The sequence below is a fragment of the Rhizobium beringeri genome, assembly GCF_004306515.1.
GTDB classification, from domain to species: domain Bacteria; phylum Pseudomonadota; class Alphaproteobacteria; order Rhizobiales; family Rhizobiaceae; genus Rhizobium; species Rhizobium beringeri.
In genome coordinates this window covers 1,993,208-2,012,946 of record NZ_SILG01000001.1, presented here as the reverse complement: position 1 = coordinate 2,012,946, position 19,739 = coordinate 1,993,208, and the positions used below count along the sequence as shown (strand labels likewise).

The 19,739-nt window shown below is 61.0% G+C and carries 24 protein-coding genes; 12 read left to right on the top strand and 12 right to left on the bottom strand.

Annotation, left to right across the window (positions count from 1 at the left end):
• The 3 genes from ELH03_RS10220 to ELH03_RS10210 all read left to right on the top strand — a co-directional run bounded on the left by ELH03_RS10220 (nt 1) and on the right by ELH03_RS10210 (nt 4,048).
• The gene (locus tag ELH03_RS10220) at nt 1-729 is read left to right on the top strand and encodes an SDR family oxidoreductase (protein ID WP_027667473.1); all 729 of its coding nucleotides are present in this window, start codon (nt 1-3) and stop codon (nt 727-729) included.
• Between the two features lie 52 nt (nt 730-781).
• Entirely contained in the window at nt 782-2,416 is a 1,635-nt protein-coding gene (locus ELH03_RS10215; RefSeq protein ID WP_128410012.1) for an FGGY-family carbohydrate kinase, read from the top strand.
• Nucleotides 2,417-2,851: 435 nt separating this feature from the next.
• Complete coding sequence (locus ELH03_RS10210) at nt 2,852-4,048, top strand: acyltransferase family protein (RefSeq protein ID WP_130766269.1); 1,197 nt, start codon at nt 2,852-2,854, stop codon at nt 4,046-4,048.
• A gap of 3 nt (nt 4,049-4,051) precedes the next feature.
• Here ELH03_RS10210 and ELH03_RS10205 read toward each other — a convergent pair whose 3' ends face one another.
• Complete coding sequence (locus tag ELH03_RS10205; RefSeq protein ID WP_128404126.1) at nt 4,052-4,489, bottom strand: VOC family protein; 438 nt, start codon at nt 4,487-4,489, stop codon at nt 4,052-4,054.
• A 514-nt stretch (nt 4,490-5,003) separates the two neighbouring features.
• Between ELH03_RS10205 and ELH03_RS10200 the strand changes: the two genes are divergently transcribed.
• A complete protein-coding gene (locus ELH03_RS10200; RefSeq protein WP_128404127.1) occupies nt 5,004-6,407 on the top strand; it encodes an L-serine ammonia-lyase in 1,404 nt (467 codons plus the stop codon).
• Nucleotides 6,408-6,468: 61 nt separating this feature from the next.
• Nucleotides 6,469-6,906 (top strand): DUF1489 family protein, encoded by a 438-nt coding sequence (locus ELH03_RS10195; protein WP_105008146.1) that lies wholly within the window; start codon nt 6,469-6,471, stop codon nt 6,904-6,906.
• A 91-nt stretch (nt 6,907-6,997) separates the two neighbouring features.
• Here the strand turns inward: ELH03_RS10195 and ELH03_RS10190 are convergent, their stop codons facing one another.
• A complete protein-coding gene (locus ELH03_RS10190) occupies nt 6,998-7,276 on the bottom strand; it encodes a hypothetical protein (protein WP_128404128.1) in 279 nt (92 codons plus the stop codon).
• Here ELH03_RS10190 and ELH03_RS38495 point away from each other — a divergent pair.
• Nucleotides 7,266-7,388 carry a hypothetical protein gene (locus ELH03_RS38495; RefSeq protein ID WP_261319857.1) on the top strand — a complete coding sequence of 41 codons (123 nt, stop codon included), beginning with the start codon at nt 7,266-7,268 and terminating at the stop codon, nt 7,386-7,388. The two genes, ELH03_RS10190 and ELH03_RS38495, sit on opposite strands and share 11 nt — an antisense overlap.
• Before the next feature lies 1 nt (nt 7,389).
• Here ELH03_RS38495 and ELH03_RS10185 read toward each other — a convergent pair whose 3' ends face one another.
• From ELH03_RS10185 to ELH03_RS10160, 7 genes are all read right to left on the bottom strand, one after another.
• The gene (locus tag ELH03_RS10185) at nt 7,390-8,991 is read right to left on the bottom strand and encodes a serine hydrolase (RefSeq protein WP_128404129.1); all 1,602 of its coding nucleotides are present in this window, start codon (nt 8,989-8,991) and stop codon (nt 7,390-7,392) included.
• A gap of 134 nt (nt 8,992-9,125) precedes the next feature.
• Nucleotides 9,126-9,911 carry a hypothetical protein gene (locus tag ELH03_RS10180; protein WP_128410013.1) on the bottom strand — a complete coding sequence of 262 codons (786 nt, stop codon included), beginning with the start codon at nt 9,909-9,911 and terminating at the stop codon, nt 9,126-9,128.
• 203 nt (nt 9,912-10,114) lie between these two features.
• Nucleotides 10,115-10,720 (bottom strand): transglutaminase-like cysteine peptidase, encoded by a 606-nt coding sequence (locus ELH03_RS10175; protein ID WP_011652094.1) that lies wholly within the window; start codon nt 10,718-10,720, stop codon nt 10,115-10,117.
• 227 nt (nt 10,721-10,947) lie between these two features.
• Nucleotides 10,948-11,073 (bottom strand): hypothetical protein, encoded by a 126-nt coding sequence (locus ELH03_RS38490; protein WP_261319854.1) that lies wholly within the window; start codon nt 11,071-11,073, stop codon nt 10,948-10,950.
• Between the two features lie 31 nt (nt 11,074-11,104).
• Nucleotides 11,105-12,070 (bottom strand): prolyl aminopeptidase, encoded by a 966-nt coding sequence (pip, locus tag ELH03_RS10170; protein ID WP_130658905.1) that lies wholly within the window; start codon nt 12,068-12,070, stop codon nt 11,105-11,107.
• Between the two features lie 312 nt (nt 12,071-12,382).
• Nucleotides 12,383-12,994: a PilZ domain-containing protein gene (locus ELH03_RS10165; RefSeq protein ID WP_018072182.1), complete on the bottom strand. Its 612-nt coding sequence runs from the start codon at nt 12,992-12,994 to the stop codon at nt 12,383-12,385.
• Nucleotides 12,995-13,118: 124 nt separating this feature from the next.
• Nucleotides 13,119-13,763: a PAS domain-containing protein gene (locus ELH03_RS10160; protein ID WP_128404132.1), complete on the bottom strand. Its 645-nt coding sequence runs from the start codon at nt 13,761-13,763 to the stop codon at nt 13,119-13,121.
• 264 nt (nt 13,764-14,027) lie between these two features.
• On the opposite strand from ELH03_RS10160, the gene ELH03_RS10155 reads away from it, so the two are divergent.
• Together ELH03_RS10155 and ELH03_RS10150 are read left to right on the top strand one after the other, a co-directional pair.
• Nucleotides 14,028-14,819 (top strand): rhomboid family intramembrane serine protease, encoded by a 792-nt coding sequence (locus ELH03_RS10155; protein ID WP_128404133.1) that lies wholly within the window; start codon nt 14,028-14,030, stop codon nt 14,817-14,819.
• 91 nt (nt 14,820-14,910) lie between these two features.
• The gene (locus ELH03_RS10150) at nt 14,911-15,345 is read left to right on the top strand and encodes a CBS domain-containing protein (protein ID WP_128404134.1); all 435 of its coding nucleotides are present in this window, start codon (nt 14,911-14,913) and stop codon (nt 15,343-15,345) included.
• 69 nt (nt 15,346-15,414) lie between these two features.
• Here ELH03_RS10150 and ELH03_RS10145 read toward each other — a convergent pair whose 3' ends face one another.
• The 3 genes from ELH03_RS10145 to folE all read right to left on the bottom strand — a co-directional run bounded on the left by ELH03_RS10145 (nt 15,415) and on the right by folE (nt 17,586).
• Nucleotides 15,415-16,377, bottom strand: coding sequence for a patatin-like phospholipase family protein (locus ELH03_RS10145; protein ID WP_128404135.1), 963 nt, complete (start codon nt 16,375-16,377; stop codon nt 15,415-15,417).
• A gap of 116 nt (nt 16,378-16,493) precedes the next feature.
• Nucleotides 16,494-16,946 carry a phosphoribosyl-AMP cyclohydrolase gene (gene hisI, locus ELH03_RS10140; RefSeq protein WP_018242117.1) on the bottom strand — a complete coding sequence of 151 codons (453 nt, stop codon included), beginning with the start codon at nt 16,944-16,946 and terminating at the stop codon, nt 16,494-16,496.
• A 25-nt stretch (nt 16,947-16,971) separates the two neighbouring features.
• On the bottom strand, nt 16,972-17,586 hold the full coding sequence (folE, locus tag ELH03_RS10135; RefSeq protein ID WP_003559608.1) for a GTP cyclohydrolase I FolE: 615 nt from the start codon (nt 17,584-17,586) through the stop codon (nt 16,972-16,974).
• 307 nt (nt 17,587-17,893) lie between these two features.
• Between folE and ELH03_RS10130 the strand changes: the two genes are divergently transcribed.
• The 4 genes from ELH03_RS10130 to ELH03_RS10115 are packed head-to-tail and all read left to right on the top strand — an operon-like array spanning nt 17,894 to nt 19,699.
• Nucleotides 17,894-18,340, top strand: a complete 447-nt coding sequence (locus ELH03_RS10130) for an iron-sulfur cluster assembly scaffold protein (protein ID WP_130766268.1) — start codon at nt 17,894-17,896, stop codon at nt 18,338-18,340.
• A gap of 5 nt (nt 18,341-18,345) precedes the next feature.
• Complete coding sequence (gene yidD, locus ELH03_RS10125) at nt 18,346-18,750, top strand: membrane protein insertion efficiency factor YidD (protein ID WP_128404137.1); 405 nt, start codon at nt 18,346-18,348, stop codon at nt 18,748-18,750.
• A complete protein-coding gene (locus tag ELH03_RS10120) occupies nt 18,747-19,175 on the top strand; it encodes a DUF2267 domain-containing protein (RefSeq protein ID WP_197729990.1) in 429 nt (142 codons plus the stop codon). The genes yidD and ELH03_RS10120 overlap by 4 nt, the downstream gene beginning before the upstream one ends.
• Entirely contained in the window at nt 19,172-19,699 is a 528-nt protein-coding gene (locus ELH03_RS10115; protein WP_128404138.1) for a DUF1697 domain-containing protein, read from the top strand. The genes ELH03_RS10120 and ELH03_RS10115 overlap by 4 nt, the downstream gene beginning before the upstream one ends.
• The last annotated feature ends 40 nt before the right edge of the window (nt 19,700-19,739 follow it).

Genomic DNA, 19,739 nt, shown 5'->3' with positions numbered 1-19,739 from the left:
ATGGCTGAACTCATGAAGGGCAAAGTTGCCGCAATCACCGGCGCCGCATCGGGCATCGGTCTGGAATGCGCCCGTACCCTGCTGGCGGAAGGCGCAACCGTAGTGCTGATCGACCGGGCCAAGGACAAGCTCGAAGCGCTGTGCTCGGAACTCGGAGACCGTGCCAAGCCGCTGGTGGTCGATCTGCTCGACGGTAAGGAATTGTCCGGCATTCTGCCGCGCATTCTCGAGGTCGCCGGCAGTCTCGACATCTTCCATGCCAATGCCGGTGGCTATATTGGCGGTCCGGTCGCGGAAGGCGATCCGGATGCCTGGGACCGTATGCTCAACCTCAATATCAACGCCGCCTTCCGCTCTGTCCACGCAGTGCTGCCGTACATGATCGCGCAAAAGTCGGGCGACATCCTGTTCACCAGTTCGATTGCCGGTGTCGTGCCGGTTGTCTGGGAGCCGATCTACACGGCGTCGAAATTCGCGGTTCAGGCTTTTGTTCATTCGACCCGCCGGCAGGTCGCAAAGGATGGGGTGCGCGTGGGCGCCATTCTGCCTGGTCCGGTGGTCACCGCTCTGCTCGACGACTGGCCGAAGGCGAAGATGGAGGAAGCGCTAGCCAATGGCAGTCTGATGCAGCCGAAGGAAGTAGCGGATGCCGTGCTCTTCATGCTGTCTCGCCCTCGCAATGTCACCATCCGCGACCTCGTCATCCTGCCCAACAGCGTCGATCTCTGATCGACGCCGACGGCACCTTCCCAACATCCCAAGATATGCAAGAGCCAACATCATGATCGACGCAGCGAACACCACAGCGCCCGCCTCACGCTATCTCATCGGCGTCGATGTCGGCACTGGAAGCGCGCGTGCCGGGCTCTTTGATCTGGCGGGCCGGCTGCTGGCGGTGGCCAAGCGCGACATTTCCCTCTTCCGGGAAGCCGGCACCATTGTCGAGCAGTCGAGTACTGAAATCTGGGACGCCGTCTGTACTGTTGTCCGTGAGGTGGTCATGACTGCCGGGGTGGATACGACGGCGATCATTGGTCTTGGTTTTGATGCGACGTGCTCGCTGGTCGTGCTCGGCGAGGGCGGGCGCCCCCTGGCTATTGGTTCGTCGGAGAATCCCAACCGCGACATCATCGTCTGGATGGACCACCGCGCTGTCGCCCAAGCGGAACGGATCAACGATATGGGGCACGATGTCCTGCGATATGTGGGCGGGCGGATTTCGCCCGAGATGGAGACGCCGAAGATCCTTTGGCTAAAGGAGAATCGTCCGGAAACTTTCGATGCGGCGTGGCAATTTTTCGACCTCGCCGATTTCCTCACCTGGAAGGCGACCGGCGACCTCGCGCGCTCCACCTGCACCGTGACCTGCAAATGGACCTATCTTGCCCACGAGCAAAGATGGGACTCAACCTATTTCCAAGAAATCGGTCTCGGGTCGCTTGCCGACGAAGGCTTCGCCCGGATCGGCACGCGCATCGTCGAGCCAGGAACGCCGCTAGGGCAGGGGCTGACGGCGGAGGCCGCGAAGGCCATGGGATTGCAGTCAGGAATTGCAGTCGCTGCTGGTATGATCGACGCTCATGCTGGCGGCATCGGCACCGTTGGTATCGGGGGCCGCCCGGGTGCCAATCTTGCCTATGTCTTCGGAACCTCGTCCTGTACCATGACTTCGACCATCGAGCCCGTCTTCGTGCCGGGTGTTTGGGGACCGTATTATTCAGCCATGGTCCCTGGCATGTGGCTCAACGAAGGGGGACAAAGCGCGGCCGGTGCCGCGATCGATCAACTGCTGGCGTTTCATCCTGCCGCAGTCGAAGCGCATGGGATGGCAGAACAACGACGTGTGCCGCTGCCAGTCCTGATCGCAAATGCCGCCGCTGAAAAAGCCGGCACCACTTCGGAGGCCGTACGTCTGGCGACTGGCCTGCATGTCGTTCCAGAATTTCTTGGCAATCGCGCACCTTTTGCCGATCCGCATGCCCGAGCGGTGATCGCAGGCCTTGGCATGGAACGCGATTTCGACAGTCTCGTGGCGCTGTATGTGGCAGGGCTCTGTGGCATCGGTTACGGTCTGCGACAGATCATCGAGACCCAAGCTCAGTCCGGTGCGCATATCGAAAACGTCGTCATCAGCGGCGGTGCGGGGCAGCATGAACTGGTCCGACAGATACTTGCCGACGCCTGTGGCACGCCGGTGGTGGGGACCGTATCGGAAGAGCCGGTTCTGCTTGGTTCGGCTATCCTTGGAGCGGTCGCAGGCGGTGCCTTTCCGGACGTAGTCTCGGCGATGAAACGGCTCTGCAGTCCCGCGTATGTTTATAGGCCGGCGGTGGGCGCGTTGGCAGAGATTCATGCCAAACGCTACTCGGCCTTTGCTGCATTACAGAAGCTGGCCAGAGGGCTGAAAGATAGTTGAGTTTTGCTCAGAGCCGCCCCGGCGGTCGCGAAGTCGCCGCCGGCAAATACACCGGCTAGGGCGGGGATTGTTTTAGGTCCGTTCATATCCGGCTTCGCTGAAGTAGTTTTGGCACTCTTCGGGCGTGACCCGGTGGTCTCCCGCAGTCGGACGCGGCTTTTGCCCGCCGTCTGGCACGACAACCACGTGTCACCGCACCAACAACGCGCTCACGAAGATCATCCGAAAAAGGTCTCGCCATTCAGGCCGGCTTTCTTCACCGGCCAGAACGGTGAATCTGATTTGCACAGGAAAGGGAATCCCTATTCCGACCAAAACAATCCCGCTCTAGCGCCGCACCAGTCTAGAGGTGCACGGGCGGGGCGCCGTGTTAACCGCTTGTAAAGTCGTGATAGCCAATTGTTCAGGACTGAAAACTTGATTCAAAAGTGACCCATGAGCCGGCCGGATTACATTCCCAGTCTCGATGGCCTGCGCGGTGTCGCTGCGCTTCTGGTCGTTGAAGCCCATATTGGCTTTATCTTTCCAATCACAGCGCCACATCTCGTGACGCTGGGCGACGAAGCTGTCGGTTTGTTTTTTGCTCTCAGTGGCTTCCTGATGGCTCATCTCTACGGCTCACGGGCATTCACGAGAGAAAACGTGTTGGATTTTCTTGTGAGCCGCTTTGCTCGCATCTATCCGGTTTACCTGGCGGCCGTCGTTTTCGTGGCGGTGCTGTCGATCATGCACAATCTGGATTTTGTTCAGCCTATCGTTGGCGTCACAGATTTCGTGCGTCATGTCTTTCTTCTCGGCTCGAGTGGTGTTTTCTGGTCGATACCACCCGAGATCCAATTCTATCTGCTCTTTCCTGTCCTGTGGCTTTGCCTGGCCCAACCGCACCGCTATAGCGGCGTGATTGTCGGCCTCACGGTGGTCGTCGTCGTGGATGGGCTGGTTGAATTGCCAGGCCCGGGAATAATGCTCGTCTCCAAGCTTCCTTACTTTCTTTTCGGCGCAATTGCCGGGATGATGCATTCCTACTGGAAAGGATGGATTCCATCTGCCCTCACAGGAATTTTAACGCTTTTCCTTCTGGCGGTGTTCTTCACTTACAGGCATGTCCTGTCGGGCTTTTCCCCTGAATTTTGGAGCCTGCAAAGTGCGGTGGCCGCGGCCGTCATTGTCGGGCTCGTCGCTCGACAGCCGCCCATCGCCGCACATGTCCTGGCAGCTGCACCAGTACGGTTTCTAGGGAAGATCAGCTTCTCACTTTACCTTTTTCATGTCCCCATAATGTTCCTGGCGCGTCTGACTTTTGATGCCTTGATCCCAGAACCGGCGCTCATCGTGGTGACGCTTTTCGTTGCGGCGGTCGGGGCATGGTTCATCCACGAGACGATCGAGGTTCCCGGCCGGCGGCGGCTGGTCCTGATATGGCAGGATAATCGCTCGCGTATGGTTTCGCGCGAAACTCCGGCTGATCAAATGGACCGCGCGATCCTCAATCTGCAACAGATCGAAAAGCGCCTGCAGAGCAGCGCAACTTCAACCACGGCCGATCAACGACAAATCTCGACGACGCCCGAACCCGATGGGGCCGACGGCACGGTCATTCAGGATAATCGCAACGAGAAGCTTCGCGCATAGCGCTCAGCTGAGTTCTTGGGCGAGTCCGATAAGAAGCCCTTCAGGCCCGCGAATGTAGCAGAGCCGATACGTGTCTTGATAGTCCACTACGTCGCCTACGAGCTGCGCGCCGCGCTTGCGGAGCCTTTCAAGCGTGTCATTGATGTCGTCCACGGTGAACATGACGCGGAGGTAGCCCAGGGCGTTGACCGGGGCGTTGCGGTGATCCTCGACGGCAGGCGGCGTGAGGAAGCGGGAGAGCTCGAGCCGGCTATGGCCATCAGGTGTGCGCATCATGGCAATCTCGACATGCTGATCGCCCAGTCCAGTGACGCGTCCGGCCCATTCTCCTTCGATCGTGGCCCGCCCTTCGAGTTCGAGGCCGAGTTCGCGAAAGAAATCAATCGTCACTCCGAGGTCTTCGACGACGATTCCCACGTTGTCCATCCGTTTGAGCGCCATATGTCCAATCTCCCAATCTGCAAGGTGTCGTCTAATCTAAGAACGGACAGGTTGCTCAACCTTGCCCGGCCCTCATCCGGGGAGCCCGCATCAACGAAGGAGTTCAACTTGCCGGGCGCTGTCCAAGCCGGCGCCCGTCAGTCCTGGTGCATCGACGTCCGTAGGACATTGGGAGCCGGTGCAGACTGTCAAGATAAGGCAACCATTTCTTCCGCCGCATAGCCCTCATCACCCCTGCGCTTACGCTCAGATCGCGATCCAGTCTTTTCCGACGCTTTGTCCAATGGGTTCCACGCCGATATCGGCACAAAGCTATTCCGAAAATCGGATTCGATTTTCGGAGAGGATTATGCGCAAGCTCAAAGTGCTAGAACGTCCTAGCGCGTCCTATTGGAGTCGCGGCGCTCTAGTCTGCAGTCCGAATGTCGCACCGGCTCCATGCGATGTCGGTGCGCCGCACGGATTCGAAACCGGCCTCGCTTAAGCTTGCATCTCATATTCAGAAGGCGCACCCATGTTTCTCTCGGTATTCGATGTCTTCAAGATTGGTGTCGGGCCGTCGAGCTCGCACACGATGGGTCCGATGTCGGCGGCCAACCGGTTCCTCGAGCTGATCCTGTCGAACGAATGGCCGCGCCCGTCATCGGGCGCACAAGTCACAGCCATCAAGGTTAGCCTGCACGGCTCGCTCGCCCACACTGGTATCGGCCACGGCACGGGCAGGGCTGTCATTCTCGGGCTGATGGGCGAAGCGCCCGACAGCGTCGATCCCGATAGAATGGACGGCATCGTCGACACGGTGGAGCGCACCGGCCGCATCACGCCGGAGGGCCATCCCGGCTATCAGTTCCAGCCGAAAACCGACCTGATCTTCGACAAGAAACAGCCGCTGCCGGGGCATGCCAACGGCATGGTCTTTTCCGCCTATGACAGGGACGGCCGGCTGCTCGTCAAGCGCATCTATTATTCGGTCGGCGGCGGCTTCGTCGTCACCGACACCGAGCTGGAACAGATGCGGGCAAAGAAGAACGCGGCTGGTGGGACGCGCGTGCCCTATCCCTTCTCCACCGCCAAGCAGATGCTCGAGATGGCAGAGCGCTCCGGGCTGTCGATCGCGCAGATGAAGCGGGCGAACGAAGAAAGCCAGCGCAGCCCCGAGGAGCTCGACCAGGGGCTCGACCGCATCTGGGAGGCGATGCGTTCCTGCATCGAGCGCGGCCTCAAGGTCGAGGGCATCATGCCGGGCGGCCTCAACGTCAAGCGGCGCGCGCGCAGGATTCACGACAAGCTGGAAGAGGAATGGCGCAGCAACCGCATCAACCCGTTGCTCGCCAACGACTGGCTGAGCGTCTATGCGATGGCCGTCAACGAGGAGAATGCAGCCGGCGGGCGGGTCGTCACGGCGCCGACCAACGGGGCGGCCGGCGTCATTCCGGCAACGATCCGCTACTACGAGCATTTCCACGAGGACTGGGACCAGAACGGCATCCGCGACTATCTGCTGACGGCCGCTGCCATCGGCGGGATCATCAAGCACAATGCCTCGATCTCGGGTGCCGAGGTCGGCTGTCAGGGCGAGGTCGGCTCGGCAGCGGCGATGGCTGCCGCGGGCCTTGCGGCTGTTATGGGCGGAACGCCGGAGCAGATCGAGAACGCTGCCGAGATCGCGCTCGAACATCATCTCGGCATGACCTGCGATCCGATCGCAGGTCTAGTGCAGGTTCCCTGCATCGAGCGCAACGCGCTCGGTGCCGTCAAGGCGGTCACCGCGGCATCACTTGCCATCAAGGGCGACGGCCAGCATTTCGTGCCGCTCGATGCCTGCATCGAAACAATGCGCCAGACCGGTCACGACATGAGCGAGAAATACAAGGAAACCTCGACCGGGGGGCTCGCCGTCAACGTCGTCGAATGCTGAGTTTGTGGATGCTTGATGCTTGAAGCTTGACGCTCGCTGCCAAAAGGATTTCAACGGCAGCATGGCATTGCATCTCATCAAACTCTGTGTCGGCGCCGACTCAATAGACGATCTGCGCGAATGGGTGGCGGAACGCTCACTGCGCGCCATCGCCGCCGGGCTCGAGCCGCATTCGGTGCACACGACGCGCATGGCGCCGAAACGGATGGAGGAGCTGCTTGACGGCGGCTCGCTCTACTGGGTGATCAAGGGGCAGGTGCAGGCGAGGCAGAAGCTGCTCGACATCGAGACCTTCACCGACGGCGAGGGGATTTCGCGCTGCCGCCTGATGCTCGGCCCGGAGGTCATCGAGACGGCCGTGCAGCCGAAGCGTCCGTTCCAGGGCTGGCGTTATTATACTGAGGATGACGTGCCGCGCGACCTGACAAGCCTTGGCGCCGGCGTTGCGGAAATGCCCGCTGATCTTCGCCGCGAACTCACGGACCTTGGTCTGCTGTAAGCCCCGAAAACCGGAGCCGATTTCCGGAAAGGCTTATGCGTGGGTTGAACGTCCTCCGCGCGTCCTTTCGGACGCGCGGCACTCCGCAAGTTCAGCGCAGGCGCAACTGCACCGGCGCGCTGCCGTCCGGCGAGGTCACATGCAGATGGATGCGGGCTTCGGGCTGAGAGTAGCGCCAGGCGCGGGCGCCATGGCAAAGCAGCAGATTGATGAGATCGCGGGTCTTCGGAGACTTCGCCTTCGGCCGCTGCAGGCCGATCTCGGCAAGGCGCAAAGCCGCCTCGTGCAGCGGATGAAGCGATGAGCGCCGCCCTTTGGCCGCCATGCGACGGTCTGAAGGCATTCCTGGAAAATTCTCATTGATCGCCATTGTTTTCCCCGTACGCAATACTGATCGAGTTCAAGAAAAGTGGCCGGAAACGCAAACACCGACTCCGGCCGTCACCGATGCCGCCGGCCATCTTGCAGGCAGCATCGAATAGCTCATTGGGCAGCCGCCCAGCACTTGATGCCGGCCTTCTTCAAGGCCTTGCAGGCGTTGACGGCGTCGCGCTGATCGTCGAAGCCGCCGAAGCGGGCGCGATAAAGCTGGTCACCACCAGCGGCATAGGCGACCGCGAAGGGCTTCGCCGAGGCCAGAGCCTTGCCGCCCTTGCTCTTGGCGCTTTCCAGAAGATCCATGGCCATCTGCCGGCTCGGCGAGACGCCGACCTGCACTACCCAGCCGGTCGGACCGTTGTTGGTTGAAGCCGCACGAGTCGGGGAGGGAGTGGTCGAGGCGGTGGTGACCTCATCGACCGAAGTATCGCCCTGTTCCGGCGGCATGTAGGCGGGTGCCGGCGTCGGTACGGCGACCGATGCCTGCTGCTTGAAGGTCATGGTCTTGACTTTGCTCGGCGCCGGCATCGGCTGCGCCACCAGTGGATTGTCGGATTTCGGCGCAGCGGTCTCAGCATAGGCGACTTCGGTCTCGGCGACCTGATAGCGCGCATCCGGCAGCGGGCCTTTGTGCGGCAGGCTGAGATCTGCAGCCGCTGCCGAAATCGGCGGCTGCGCTGCGGTGATCGTCTTTGCGACCTGCTGTTCAGCCATTTGTGGCTGAGCTTTCTGCTGGGCCTTCTGCGGCTGGACCGGAGCGGGTGTCTCGATCATCGCCGGGGCAGGGGCTGCTTGGGCGATCAGCGCCGACGATCCGCTGCGGCTCGATGCCTTCGGCAGATAACTGGCGATCAGATTGCGCATCTGGGCATCGCGGGCAGGCGTCGACGCTCCGCCGAGAACGACGCCGACGATCGACTTACCGTCGACCTGCACCGAGCTCACCAGATTGAAACCGGCAGCGCGCGTGTAACCGGTCTTGATGCCGTCGACGCCGCGCACCGAACCGACCAGGCGGTTGTGACTGCGGATCGTGCGGCTGCCGAACTTGAAGGCGCGGGTGGAGAAATAGCCGTAATATTGCGGGAAATGCTGGCGAAGGGCGATGCCGAGGCGGGCCTGGTCGCGCGCTGTCGTCATCTGCGCCGTATTCGGCAGGCCGTTGGCATTGCGATAGGTGGTGCGCGTCATGCCGAGCGCATGCGCCTTGGCGGTCATCAGCTGGGCGAAGCGATCCTCGCTGCCGCCGCCCAGCATTTCGCCGAGCGCAGTTGCTGCATCATTGGCCGACAGGGTGACGAGACCGAGAATGCCCTGCTCGACGGTGATCGTGCCGCCGGCGCGAACGCCGAGCTTGGTCGGCGCCTGGGCTGCCGCATGGGCGGAGAAGGGGACCGGCGTATCGAGGCGGATGCGACCCTGCTCCAACGCCTCGAAGGTCATGTAGAGGGTCATCATCTTGGTCAGGGAGGCGGGGTATTGCAGCCGGTCGGCATTCTCACTGTAGAGAACGTTGCCGGTCTTGGCGTCGACGACGATGCCTGCATATTTCGGATTTGCCGCTTCCGCGTCGGCATTCACCGAATCGACCAGGACGATCGTGACGGCCACCGAAAGGATCGCCAGCAACTTTGCGAAAAAGCTGCCGGATCGGGACGATGATACGGAGGAGACTGACCTTGACACTATTCCACTCTTCGCTTGCATTTCAGATATTTGGCACTTCAGATTTTGGCAGGAACCGCACACCTCCCGCCGTACAGTTCGTCTTCTAAAATTACCGGTTGGGCGTTACCAATCCGTTTATGATGAATCGTTTATTTCGCTGTCCGGAGAGCATTTTAGGGACTTGTCGTAGAACGGTTCATAAGACGGCCTTCCACAAAGGTGCGGATAGCGGCATCAATATGTTCCCAGTCGCCGAGATGACTGCTCGAGAAACGGTAGAGAACGCTGAGATCCCTGCCGACCTTGATATCGCGCTGACAATCTCCGCCCGCCGCCTTATCCGGGGCTGACGGCAATATGCAGCGCACCACGTAATCCGGCCCGCCCTTGACGGGCGCCGTCAGCAGCACTTCATCGCCGTACCCCGCATCGGCGCGAAGACGGTGCAGCGTTAGCCCATCGCGGAAGGGCTCGGCCGGGCCCTCGAGCAGATGCGAATAGATCGGTTCCAGCCGCCCGGACATGTCGCGCGACATGGTGCTCTGGGTGATCTGCAGGAAGATCAGCCCGGAGGATTGGGCGATATCGTCGAATCGAAGGTGGTTTTCCTTGCCGTAACCCTGCATCTCAGGCCAGGCGAGGTAGAGATCGACACGCTCGGCGGCGCCTTCGTGCCTTTGACTCGGGAAGCGGATGGCATTCTCGGGGAATTTCACGGTGTCGCGGCCGATGGCCAGCTTGATTTCAACCGTGCTGTCGGTGTTGCCGGCAAGCGAGATATGCCGGCCGAACCAACGGCCGCCAATGCTGATGGCAACAGTCAGGACCGCCAGAACGGCAATCACCGCCATCGTGCGGAGGAGAAACCCCATGGAAAGAAGCGGCTGCTCGTCGGGTGCGCTGTGCGCGGCATGGCTCATGGCGGTTCTTCGGGTTTCGGTCCGCCGCAGGAAGAACATGAGCCGCCGGTACCGATGATGAATCTCATCGCCATGATCGGACCGACAGGGTTAACAATTCGCTAAGATGCTGGTGGGTAGGGCTTGAAAAGGGGCGAGCCGTTCCCGGGACAGCGGGAACGGCTCTTGGGCACCGGTCGGGGACGGGATGCGGGGACTGACCGGGCCGCAGGCAGCAGCCGGCATTGGCCGGCAGGCTGTTCTTACTTGACGCTACCGACCGCGACAGCGCGGCCGTCCTGAAGCTTCGACCAGCGGGCCGGATCGTCGGCGGACTGGCGCTTCAGATAGGTATATTCGGTATCCGACCACAGCAGCACCTTGTTGCGCATGTTGTCGAGGATGAAGTCGCCGTGATCGGTGCGGACCGTCAGCACGGCATGGCCTTCGCCATTCGGCTGCAGCACGACGGTGATCAGCGTGTCGGACGGCGAGAAACCGTCGTCGATCAGCATCTTGCGCTTCAGCAGAGCGTAGTCCTCGCAGTCGCCGACGGTGCGCGGATAGGCCCAGCGCTCTTCGACTCCGTAGATCTGCTCATCCGTCATCGGCTGGATCGTCGAATTGACGGTGTAGTTGACCTTGAGAATTTCTTTCCAACGATCCTCGGTGAGAATGGCCGGTCCGGCATCGCCGCCGACTTCGACACATTCCGTCGGATTCGCCTTGCAGAATTCATAGTGTCCGATCGGCGGGCTGGCATTGCCTGCCAGTGCCATGCTGGCGGGCATCGCCTGTCCCGAACCCGCCATTGCCATCATGATGGCACCGGCCAGAAGGCCGCCTTTCAGGATATTCGCAGTTGTCATTGCCGTCTCCCCGTAAGTTGAGGTGACAATGGCACAGACGTTTTTATCTCACGCAAAATTACGCAATAGAATTAAAGGCTTAGTTGATTTAAATGCCGAGAAAACTTGACTAAAAACAGATTCGAATGCGCATAAAATTTGACGCGGATTTGTCTCGAAATCGATTAAAATTGTAATCCACGCAACAAGGCTTTCGCCCGCGAAAGGGTTACGTTGCCGTCCGTATGTTAAGGAATTTCGTTGAGCCGGGTAAATCTCAGCTGCCGGCCGGCGATCTGCGGCGGCGCGCAGCCGACCGGCGATGTCGCCGGAATGGGCCGATTCGGCCGGTTCAAAAGCAGAATATCGCTCATATCCCCGATTCCGGCGGGAAAATTATTTTTGCTAGATATCGCGGAATCGATCGATGGCGGCGACGATCGCCGCGCTCATATCGGGATTTGCGGTGGAATGGGCAGCATGCGCAAGGATGTTGAGCTCACTTTGCGGCCAGGCGCGGGCCAGTTCCCAGGCGGTGACAAGCGGCGCCTCGATGTCGAACCTTCCCTGCAGCAGGATACCGGGGATGCCGGTGAGCCGCGCGGCGTTCTTCAAAAGCTGGGCGTCCTCCAGCCAGGCGCCATTGCTGAAGTAGTGGGTGATGATGCGGGCCCGCGTCAGCAAATAGGCCGGATCGGCCCAGCGGCGCGGCAGGCCTTGGGGATCGGCGAGCAGAATCGAAGCCGCCTCCCAATCATGCCAGCCGCGCGCCGCCTTGAGGCGCGTCTCCGGGTCGGGATCGTTGAGGAGACGATGATAGGCGGCAACCATGTCCTCATCTCGTTCCTGGCTGCCTGGGGAAACCGCCTGGCGGAAACGGTGCCATTCTTCCGGAAAGAGCGGCGCCATGCCGCGATAGAGCCAGTTGATTTCCGAGCGTCGGGTGGTAGTCACGCCTGACAGGACGATCGCCGCGACCCGCTCTGGATGGGTTTCGGCATAGGCGAGCGCCAGCGTCGAACCCCATGAATTGCCGAAAAGCAGCCAGGTGTGGATGCCGAGACAGGCCCGCAGCCGTTCCATATCGGCAACGAGATGCCAGGTGGTGTTGAGGGAGAGATCAGTTTCGGGATCGGCAGCACTCGGCAGGCTGCGGCCGCAATTGCGCTGATCGAACAGAATGATTCGGTAGGCATCGGGATCGAAATAGCGGCGCGCCGTGGTCGAACAGCCGGAGCCAGGGCCGCCATGAAGCACCAGCACCGGGCGACCCGCCAGATTGCCGCAGGCCTCCCAGTAGATCAGGTTGCCGTCGCCCGTATCGAGCAGACCATGATCATAAGGTTCGATTTCCGGATAGAGAGCTGACATCGGTGCGCCTGCGGTCGAAGCGGACCTTATCCATCATATCGCTGACAAAGGGAAGACGGGCGAGGGCGGGCACTCCGGGACGCAAATCACTGCACAATTTTGGGCAAACGAACTGGATGCCAATCGGTGTCGCAGCTTGTTCCACACATAATATTACCTTCCGACTGGGTGGAACGACTTGCGACAGGAATTCGCGCCTGCTTTCCAAAGCCAGATTTGTTGCCGCTTGCAAATCTCTTGCCGTGAAGTGCAGGCTTTTCAACACGACCTGACCGGGTGCGCACCGGAGGGCAGCGCCATTTTCAGCAGCTGTTAAAGGAATTCCCGCAGCGTCTCGCGGGACTGGATCGATAAGAATTCGATCGCCACACCTTCGACGAAGTGGCGTACGACTCGACCACGCATGTTGCCGAGGCGCACGGCCGTTCCGATCGAAGGGCGCATCTCGACGTCGACGGCAGCGCCCGACAGCGAAAGGTCCATGATACGGCAGGAATAACGCGTGCCGTCCTCGAGCGTCAGCTCGGTCTTCGTGTCGCGCGGCGTCAGACGGTCGTGGCGGCGATCCTCGGGCAGGCCGAGTTCATGCTTGTTGGCAAGCCAGGTGAGCTGGGCCGCGAGTTTCTCGCGTTTCCGATCGGTGGCGTTGATCGACATGGTGAAGCCACGACCATCGATCGTCTGGACGTAACCTTCGACGCGGCCGAGATGGTCGATATAGGCGACGACGCGTTCGTTGGCGCGCGGCCGGCCGGGGCAGGTGACGTACATGTCGCCAGGCGACATGTCGATCACCATGCATTCGAATTCCTCGTAGTTCGCAAGCATCAGCCGGCCCTGCATATTGATGGGCACGCGCTGGAAAACGCCCTGTTCAGGGCGCGGCGCAGGTCGTTGCGTCTGAGCTGGCTGGAACGAGTGCATCAAAGGGCTTCTTCATGAAAATCGCAGAGACCGATCTTTACCCACAATCCATTAACAGAAGGTTGTTTCGCCCAGTCCCGACATAGCGGAAAACGAGTATGCCCGATGTCCTAAAGTGGGACCGTCAGCGAGCCTCCACGCTCAGCAGCTGCGACACCATGCGGCGCATGACCTGCCCGAAATGGATGCTTTTGCCAGCGACGATCCTGTTGATGCGGCGCGGTTCGGCCGGTGCTGGCTTGTCGAATTTTCCGGGCAGCAGCCGGCTGCGGTCGAGTGCCAGGAATTCGAGCGGTACGATCTCCAGCCAGCTCGCGGCCGCTGCCGGCGCGATTGCGCCGAGCAGCCTGTCGCAGGCGCCGTCCGGCGAACGCAGCGGCATCATGATAATCTCGAAGGAGGCCTGATGACCGACGGTGCTGTAGCCGGTGGCGTTGAACAGGGCCGGCATGGCATGGTCCATGACGCCCATCGCCGTGCGTTCGATGTCCGCGAGCTGACCATTTGCCCAGAGAGACGAAAAACGTTCGCCGCGCAGGTCTCGCCCGAAGAGATCACAGATGCGGGTGCCGGCGAGCCGGAAACCGATGTCGCCGCCCTCGCGCCGCTCAAGAATGAACAGACTCTGGAGCAGGTGGGGGACGGCGGAGGGTTCGACCTGTGATTTCAGCGGCGCATCGGCAGCGCCGCGGATACGGTTCCAATAGTCAAAAATTTCGATGGTCGTTTGCACACGCATTTCACACCAACCTGTCCCATTCCGGAGCATTTTCGGGCAGTCATTGCCCTTACAGACTCTACCTTGCGGATTTCATGCCAAATCACGGCGGTTAAGGTTAAGAGATGGTTTCGGTTGAGATGCAGTACCTATCGTGACACTGTCCTGCCATCGCTTCGACTTTCGAAGTTCAGCACAACCTGCCCGGGCCGAGGTCTTTCCCTGGAGTTCCCGGTACGCCGTCCGACCCTTCGGACGGCTTTTTTTTTGACAGTCGCTCCTGTATGGCTGTGGCCTCAACGAGGCGAAACACAGATGAATGAGCAGACGGCCGAGCCGCATAAGGCGCCCGAACCTCCCGAGGTCCAGCCGCCGGCACGGCCACCGCGCGAACCGGTCTTCAACCTTCCACCGGCGCTGTTCTTCAGTCTTTGCCTGCTTGGTGTCATCTATGCGGTGCAGGAGCTGTTGCTGTCCGACGATGCGCTGAACTGGCTGTTCTTCACCTTCGGCTTCGTTCCCGCCCGTTATGTGATTCCGCTGTCGCAGCAGGGGCCGGAGCTGTTCTGGACGCCCGTCACCTATTCGCTGCTGCACGGCAGCGTCCAGCATATCCTCTTTAACGCCTTCTGGCTGATGGCCTTCGGCGCGCCGGTCGTGCGCCGCATCGGGACGCTGCGTTTCGTGCTCTTCTGGGTTTTTTCCGCCGTCGCGTCCGCCGCCCTGCACGCGGTCCTGAACTGGGGGGACGTGTCACTGCTGATCGGCGCGTCGGGCGTCATCTCCGGGCTGATGGGCGCCGCCTGCCGATTCGCCTTTCCGGCCGAACGGCGGCCGATGGCGCCGGCGCATCTCAATCCCCGGCTTTCCATCGTCGAGGCGCTGAAGAGCCGCACCGTCATCATCTTCATGCTGCTCTGGCTGGTCGGCAACGCGCTGATCGCCGTCGGCATCCCGCTCGTCGGCGACAGCGACCAGGCGATTGCCTGGGACGCGCATATCGGCGGCTTTGTCTTCGGCTTCTTGCTGTTTTCGCTGTTTGATCGGGCGCCGCGCCCGCCGGTGATGGAACCTGACGGAACCGAGAAGGATATGTTGCAATCCTGAGCCGGGCAGTGCACCATCAACCTGTCCGCGATGGGGGGAGAAACCGCCGCGGATGCCTGTGACAAGTGTTTCACGGACATAGGAGGTTCGAATGACCAGTTCAGTCAAAGCAATTCTCGACCTGAAGGGCAGGGACGTCATCACTGCCGGGCCGAACACCACCGTCGCCGAGGCGGCCGCCATCCTCAGCAAGAAGAAGATCGGCGCCATCGTCGTCGTCGGCATGGAGAACCGGATTTCGGGGATGTTCACCGAGCGCGATCTCGTGCATGCGATCGCCAAACACGGCAAGGAAGGCCTCGACCAGTCGCTGGCCCAGGTCATGACCGCGAAGGTCTACCGCTGCCATGAGGAAACGACCGTCAACGAGCTGATGGAGCTGATGACCAGCCGCCGTTTCCGTCACGTGCCGGTGGAAAGCAATGGCAAGCTTGCAGGCATCATTTCGATCGGCGACGTGGTGAAATCGCGCATCGCAGAAGTCGAGCGTGAGGCCGAGGAAATCAAGGCCTATATCGCCGGCTGAGGTTCTCGCCGGCTGTGCTTGACCGATGTCGTTGCGGCAAAATCGCTGCAGGCTGTTAGACGGCCTGCATCAGGGGTGGCTGGCGTAGACTTCCTGCATGCGCTTGATCTCGGGGAGCCGGGCTCTGGCTTCCTCGTAGCCGCGTTCGATCGCTTCGCCAGCCCGGTGGAATTCGGAAAGGCCGATATAGCTGAGACGCGGCTGCAGCGAAATATCCGGCGGGTCGCCGGCAAGGCGGGCGCGGGCGATCCTATCCTGGATAATGTTGAAGGCCTGCACCATGACGCCGGTCATACCGAGGCGCGCATAGGGCGCCTCTTCCTGCTTCTGCACTTCCTGCGGAGAGAGGCTGGCATTGTGCCGGACGACGGCCGAGCGGCCGTAGAGATCGTAATTGAGATTGACGGCGACGACGAGCGGCTGCTCGTAGGCGCGGCAGACGGAGACGGGGACGGGATTGACCAACGCCCCGTCGACCAGCGTGCGGTGATTGCTGCGCACCGGCTCGAAAATGCCGGGCAGGGCATAGGAGGCGCGCAGCGCCGTAATCAGCGAACCATTGGCAATCCAGACCTCATGGCCGGTATTGACCTCGGCAGCGACCGCGACGAAAGGCCGGTCGAGATCCTCGACGTTCAGGCCTTCGAGATGTTCCTGCATACGCTTGGTCAGCCGCATGCCGCCGAACAGACCGCTGCCGCCGATGGTGAGGTCGAGGAGACTTGCGATGCGGCGCATCGTCAGCGAGCGCGCGAAGGTTTCGAGTTCATCGAGTTTGCCGGCGAGATAGCAGCCGCCGACCAGCGCGCCGATCGAGGTGCCGGCAATCATGCCGATCTCGACCTTTGCCTCGTCGAGTGCGCGCAGCACACCGATATGGGCCCAGCCGCGGGCAGCGCCACCGCCGAGCGCGAGCGCGATCTTGATTTTCTTTTGAGGCGCCGGAGGCGGGAGCATATCGAGCGTGGTCGACATGCCGGAACCAGAACCCTCGCCTTCAGAGCTTTGACGATGCAGACTCCAGCTCAACATGGCGCTCTCCCCTCCCAGCAGAACACGTGATTTTCGATAGTGTGCCCGATCAGTTTCCAAATGGTATATAGAAGCGGTTTCTGGCGCAATAAGGAGCAAGTACCGGGGAATTCGGGCTATTTTCCGTAGACATCCTGCGGATCGAATTGAAGCTCGTCGTCAACGATGTCAAGCATCGGCTTTCCGTCCTGAAGCGTGATCGTCCGGTAGAAACAGGAGCGGCGGCCGGTGTGACAGGTGGCGTCGTGGCCGGCGACCTCGACTTTCAGCCAGATGGCGTCCTGATCGCAATCGGTGCGGATTTCCTTCACCGTCTGAAGATTGCCGGAGGTCTCGCCCTTCTTCCAGAGCTTGCCGCGCGAACGGCTGAAATAGTGCGCCGTGCCGGTCTGGATGGTCAGCGCCAACGCCTGGGCATTCATATGCGCCACCATCAGCAACTCGCCATCGCCAGCATCGGTGACGATCGCGGTGATCAGGCCGCGGTCGTCGAAACGCGGCGTGAAATCGCCGGCGTCTTCCAACGCCGACTTGTCCTCGGATGGTTGATTGAAGATCAGTTGACTCATCGCGGCCCTCCTGAGGGAGCCGGTATCAGCGGCTCCGCACCATGGTCATGAAACGGGCCTGATCGGCCGGCTCGGTCTTGAACGTTCCCGTAAAGGTGGTCGTCAACGTGGTCGAGCCCTGCTTCTGAACGCCGCGCATCGCCATGCACATGTGTTCGGCCTCGATCAACACGGCGACACCGCGCGGATGCAGCGTATCGTCGATGGCCCGGGCGATCTGCGCGGTCATCGTTTCCTGCGTCTGCAGGCGGCGGCCATAGATCTCAACGACACGGGCAATCTTCGACAGGCCGAGCACACGCCCGTCCGGCATGTAGGCGACGTGGGCCTTGCCGATGATCGGCACCATGTGGTGTTCGCAATGCGAGTAAAACGGGATGTCCTTGACGAGGACCATGTCGTCGTAACCGGCTACCTCCTCGAAGGTGCGGCCGAGCACGTCTTCCGCCGCCATGTCGTAACCGGAAAAGAGTTCTCGGTACGATTTGACGACGCGGGCCGGCGTTTCGAGCAGCCCTTCACGCGTCGGGTCGTCACCGGCCCAGCGCAGCAGAACGCGAACGGCTTCCTCCGCCTCCTGCTGGGAGGGGCGATCCGAGTCTCGGTTCGTCTGCGGAAAATTCTTTACGATGGCGTCCATGAACAATGGTCTCCTGGTCCGCACCGCGGACCGATCTGTCGGAATCGCCACTGGTCAATCCCATGGGGGAATTCATGCACCTTTGGCAGGCTCCGGGGCTTTCAGGGCAAGTTCAGCCCGTCCGGCACGGTTTCCCAATCAAACTTACACGAGGCCATTGCATTTTAATGGCCTTCGAACGACATACATATAGGAAGACGGCCATCGTATGTAAGTATCCTCAGACGACACGGTGTGTTTTTTGTTTTGATGACAATAACGCCCCCATAAAGGCCGATCCGCAGTGATTTTGGAGCGGAAATCCAGCATGGACGATATCTACAACAGCAAAATCCTCGAATTCGCCGGCAATATTCCGTTGACCGGCACGCTTGATGATGCGGATGCGACCGCCCAGGCCTATTCCAAGCTCTGCGGCTCGAAGGTGCGGATCTGGCTGAAGATGGACGGCGATACGGTGACCGGTTTTGCCCATGAGGTGAAGGCCTGCGCGCTCGGCCAGGCCTCGTCCTCGATCATGGCCCGTCATGTCGTCGGCGCCACATCGGGCGAATTGCGCCAGGCACACCAGGACATGCTCGCCATGTTGAAGGCGGATGGAGCGGGGCCACAGGGGCGGTTCGAAGACATGCGCTATCTGCTGCCGGTGCGGGACTATAAGGCCCGCCATGCCTCGACGATGCTGACCTTCGATGCGGTCGTTGACGCGATCGGGCAGATCGAGGCGAAACGGGCGGAAGTTGTCGAGGCGTAACTGACATGTGCGAGTTCTGCGCCCAGCAGGCTGACGATGAGGACGACGGCGGTGCTGCCGGATCGGACAAGCCGCGTGAAAAGGCCGCACGCACTTCCCGCAATTACACCGGTCCGTTCCGCAAGACTCCCGACCGCCTGCTCGGCATGGGTCTCATCCGCCTCTACCAGCTGACGCTGTCCGGCTTTGTCGGCAATTCCTGCCGCCATATCCCGACTTGCTCCGAATATGGCTACGAGTCGATCGCCCGCCACGGTCTGTGGGCCGGCGGCTGGATGACGCTGTTTCGCGTCGGCCGCTGCGGCCCGGGCGGCACCAGCGGTCTCGACCAGGTGCCGGAGATACTCGGCGACGGCTTCCGCTGGTGGACCCCGTGGCGCTATTTCACCCTCGGACGCAAGAGGGGGTGAGCGCCATGACGATGCCCGGCGAATACAGGCGTGCATCGGAAGACTTCGACGGTTATCTCGATGATGTGAGAGCCGATATGCTGATCGACAGCCGCAATGTGGTCTACACCATGACACAAGGGGTCTTTCAGACGTTCCGCCGCCGCCTCGAGGTCGCAGACGCGCTCCGGTTTGCCGATGTGCTGCCGCCGGTGCTGCGCGCGATCTTCGTCGCCGACTGGAATCCCGACGAGGCCAAACGGTCCTTCGAGGATCGCGCGACGATGACGCGGGAGGCGCAGTCACTGCGCGGTGACCATAATTTTTCACCCGACACTGCCATCCGAGACGTGGCGATGGCTGTGCGGAAACATGTTGACGCCGCCGCATTCGACAGGGTGCTGAAGACCTTGCCCGACGGCGCAGAGGAGTTCTGGCGGCCATGAGCACCTTCATCGCCCTTCTGCACAGCATTGTCCTGACGCCCGACCGCCGCGTCATCATGCAGGATTTGCGCGCACTTGCCGAAGAACTCGGTTATCGCGAGCCGCGCACGCTGGTTTCCACGGGCAATCTTGTCTTCGAGGCCGACGAAATGCGGCCGCACGAACTCGAGGTAGCCCTGGAAGAGGGCTTTGAAGAAAAGTTCGGCAAACATGTCGACATCATCGTGCGCAGCGACTGCACCTGGATGGCTCTTTGCAGCACCAATCCCTTCAGGGATGGCAATGGCGACCAGGTGATCGTCCGGGTGATGCGCCTGCCGGTCGACCCGAAGAGGGTGGAGGCGCTGAAACCGCTGATGACGGAGGGACAGCGCATCGCCGTCGTCGGCGGCGATCTCTGGATCGATTTCGCCGGCAAGCCGAGCCAATCCAAGCTGCTTTCGGCGCTGACGACCAAGCGGCTCGGCGTCGGCACGATGCGCAACTGGAACACCGTGTGCGGCCTGACCGAAATGATCATGTAGGCCGGCTTCGTCTTTACTCACGCAGCAAATCTGAGTATCA

Excerpts from the sequence above, each read along its gene's own strand:
- ELH03_RS10220 (WP_027667473.1), top strand. The coding sequence starts at position 1 with ATGGCTGAACTCATGAAGGGCAAAGTTGCCGCAATCACCGGCGCCGCA.
- ELH03_RS10215 (WP_128410012.1), top strand. The coding sequence starts at position 782 with ATGATCGACGCAGCGAACACCACAGCGCCCGCCTCACGCTATCTCATC.
- ELH03_RS10210 (WP_130766269.1), top strand. The coding sequence starts at position 2,852 with ATGAGCCGGCCGGATTACATTCCCAGTCTCGATGGCCTGCGCGGTGTC.
- ELH03_RS10205 (WP_128404126.1), bottom strand. The coding sequence starts at position 4,489 with ATGGCGCTCAAACGGATGGACAACGTGGGAATCGTCGTCGAAGACCTC.
- ELH03_RS10200 (WP_128404127.1), top strand. The coding sequence starts at position 5,004 with ATGTTTCTCTCGGTATTCGATGTCTTCAAGATTGGTGTCGGGCCGTCG.
- ELH03_RS10195 (WP_105008146.1), top strand. The coding sequence starts at position 6,469 with ATGGCATTGCATCTCATCAAACTCTGTGTCGGCGCCGACTCAATAGAC.
- ELH03_RS10190 (WP_128404128.1), bottom strand. The coding sequence starts at position 7,276 with ATGGCGATCAATGAGAATTTTCCAGGAATGCCTTCAGACCGTCGCATG.
- ELH03_RS10185 (WP_128404129.1), bottom strand. The coding sequence starts at position 8,991 with ATGCAAGCGAAGAGTGGAATAGTGTCAAGGTCAGTCTCCTCCGTATCA.
- ELH03_RS10180 (WP_128410013.1), bottom strand. The coding sequence starts at position 9,911 with ATGTTCTTCCTGCGGCGGACCGAAACCCGAAGAACCGCCATGAGCCAT.
- ELH03_RS10175 (WP_011652094.1), bottom strand. The coding sequence starts at position 10,720 with ATGACAACTGCGAATATCCTGAAAGGCGGCCTTCTGGCCGGTGCCATC.
- ELH03_RS38490 (WP_261319854.1), bottom strand. The coding sequence starts at position 11,073 with ATGAGCGATATTCTGCTTTTGAACCGGCCGAATCGGCCCATTCCGGCG.
- pip (WP_130658905.1), bottom strand. The coding sequence starts at position 12,070 with ATGTCAGCTCTCTATCCGGAAATCGAACCTTATGATCATGGTCTGCTC.
- ELH03_RS10165 (WP_018072182.1), bottom strand. The coding sequence starts at position 12,994 with ATGCACTCGTTCCAGCCAGCTCAGACGCAACGACCTGCGCCGCGCCCT.
- ELH03_RS10160 (WP_128404132.1), bottom strand. The coding sequence starts at position 13,763 with ATGCTCCGGAATGGGACAGGTTGGTGTGAAATGCGTGTGCAAACGACC.
- ELH03_RS10155 (WP_128404133.1), top strand. The coding sequence starts at position 14,028 with ATGAATGAGCAGACGGCCGAGCCGCATAAGGCGCCCGAACCTCCCGAG.
- ELH03_RS10150 (WP_128404134.1), top strand. The coding sequence starts at position 14,911 with ATGACCAGTTCAGTCAAAGCAATTCTCGACCTGAAGGGCAGGGACGTC.
- ELH03_RS10145 (WP_128404135.1), bottom strand. The coding sequence starts at position 16,377 with ATGTTGAGCTGGAGTCTGCATCGTCAAAGCTCTGAAGGCGAGGGTTCT.
- hisI (WP_018242117.1), bottom strand. The coding sequence starts at position 16,946 with ATGAGTCAACTGATCTTCAATCAACCATCCGAGGACAAGTCGGCGTTG.
- folE (WP_003559608.1), bottom strand. The coding sequence starts at position 17,586 with ATGGACGCCATCGTAAAGAATTTTCCGCAGACGAACCGAGACTCGGAT.
- ELH03_RS10130 (WP_130766268.1), top strand. The coding sequence starts at position 17,894 with ATGGACGATATCTACAACAGCAAAATCCTCGAATTCGCCGGCAATATT.
- yidD (WP_128404137.1), top strand. The coding sequence starts at position 18,346 with ATGTGCGAGTTCTGCGCCCAGCAGGCTGACGATGAGGACGACGGCGGT.
- ELH03_RS10115 (WP_128404138.1), top strand. The coding sequence starts at position 19,172 with ATGAGCACCTTCATCGCCCTTCTGCACAGCATTGTCCTGACGCCCGAC.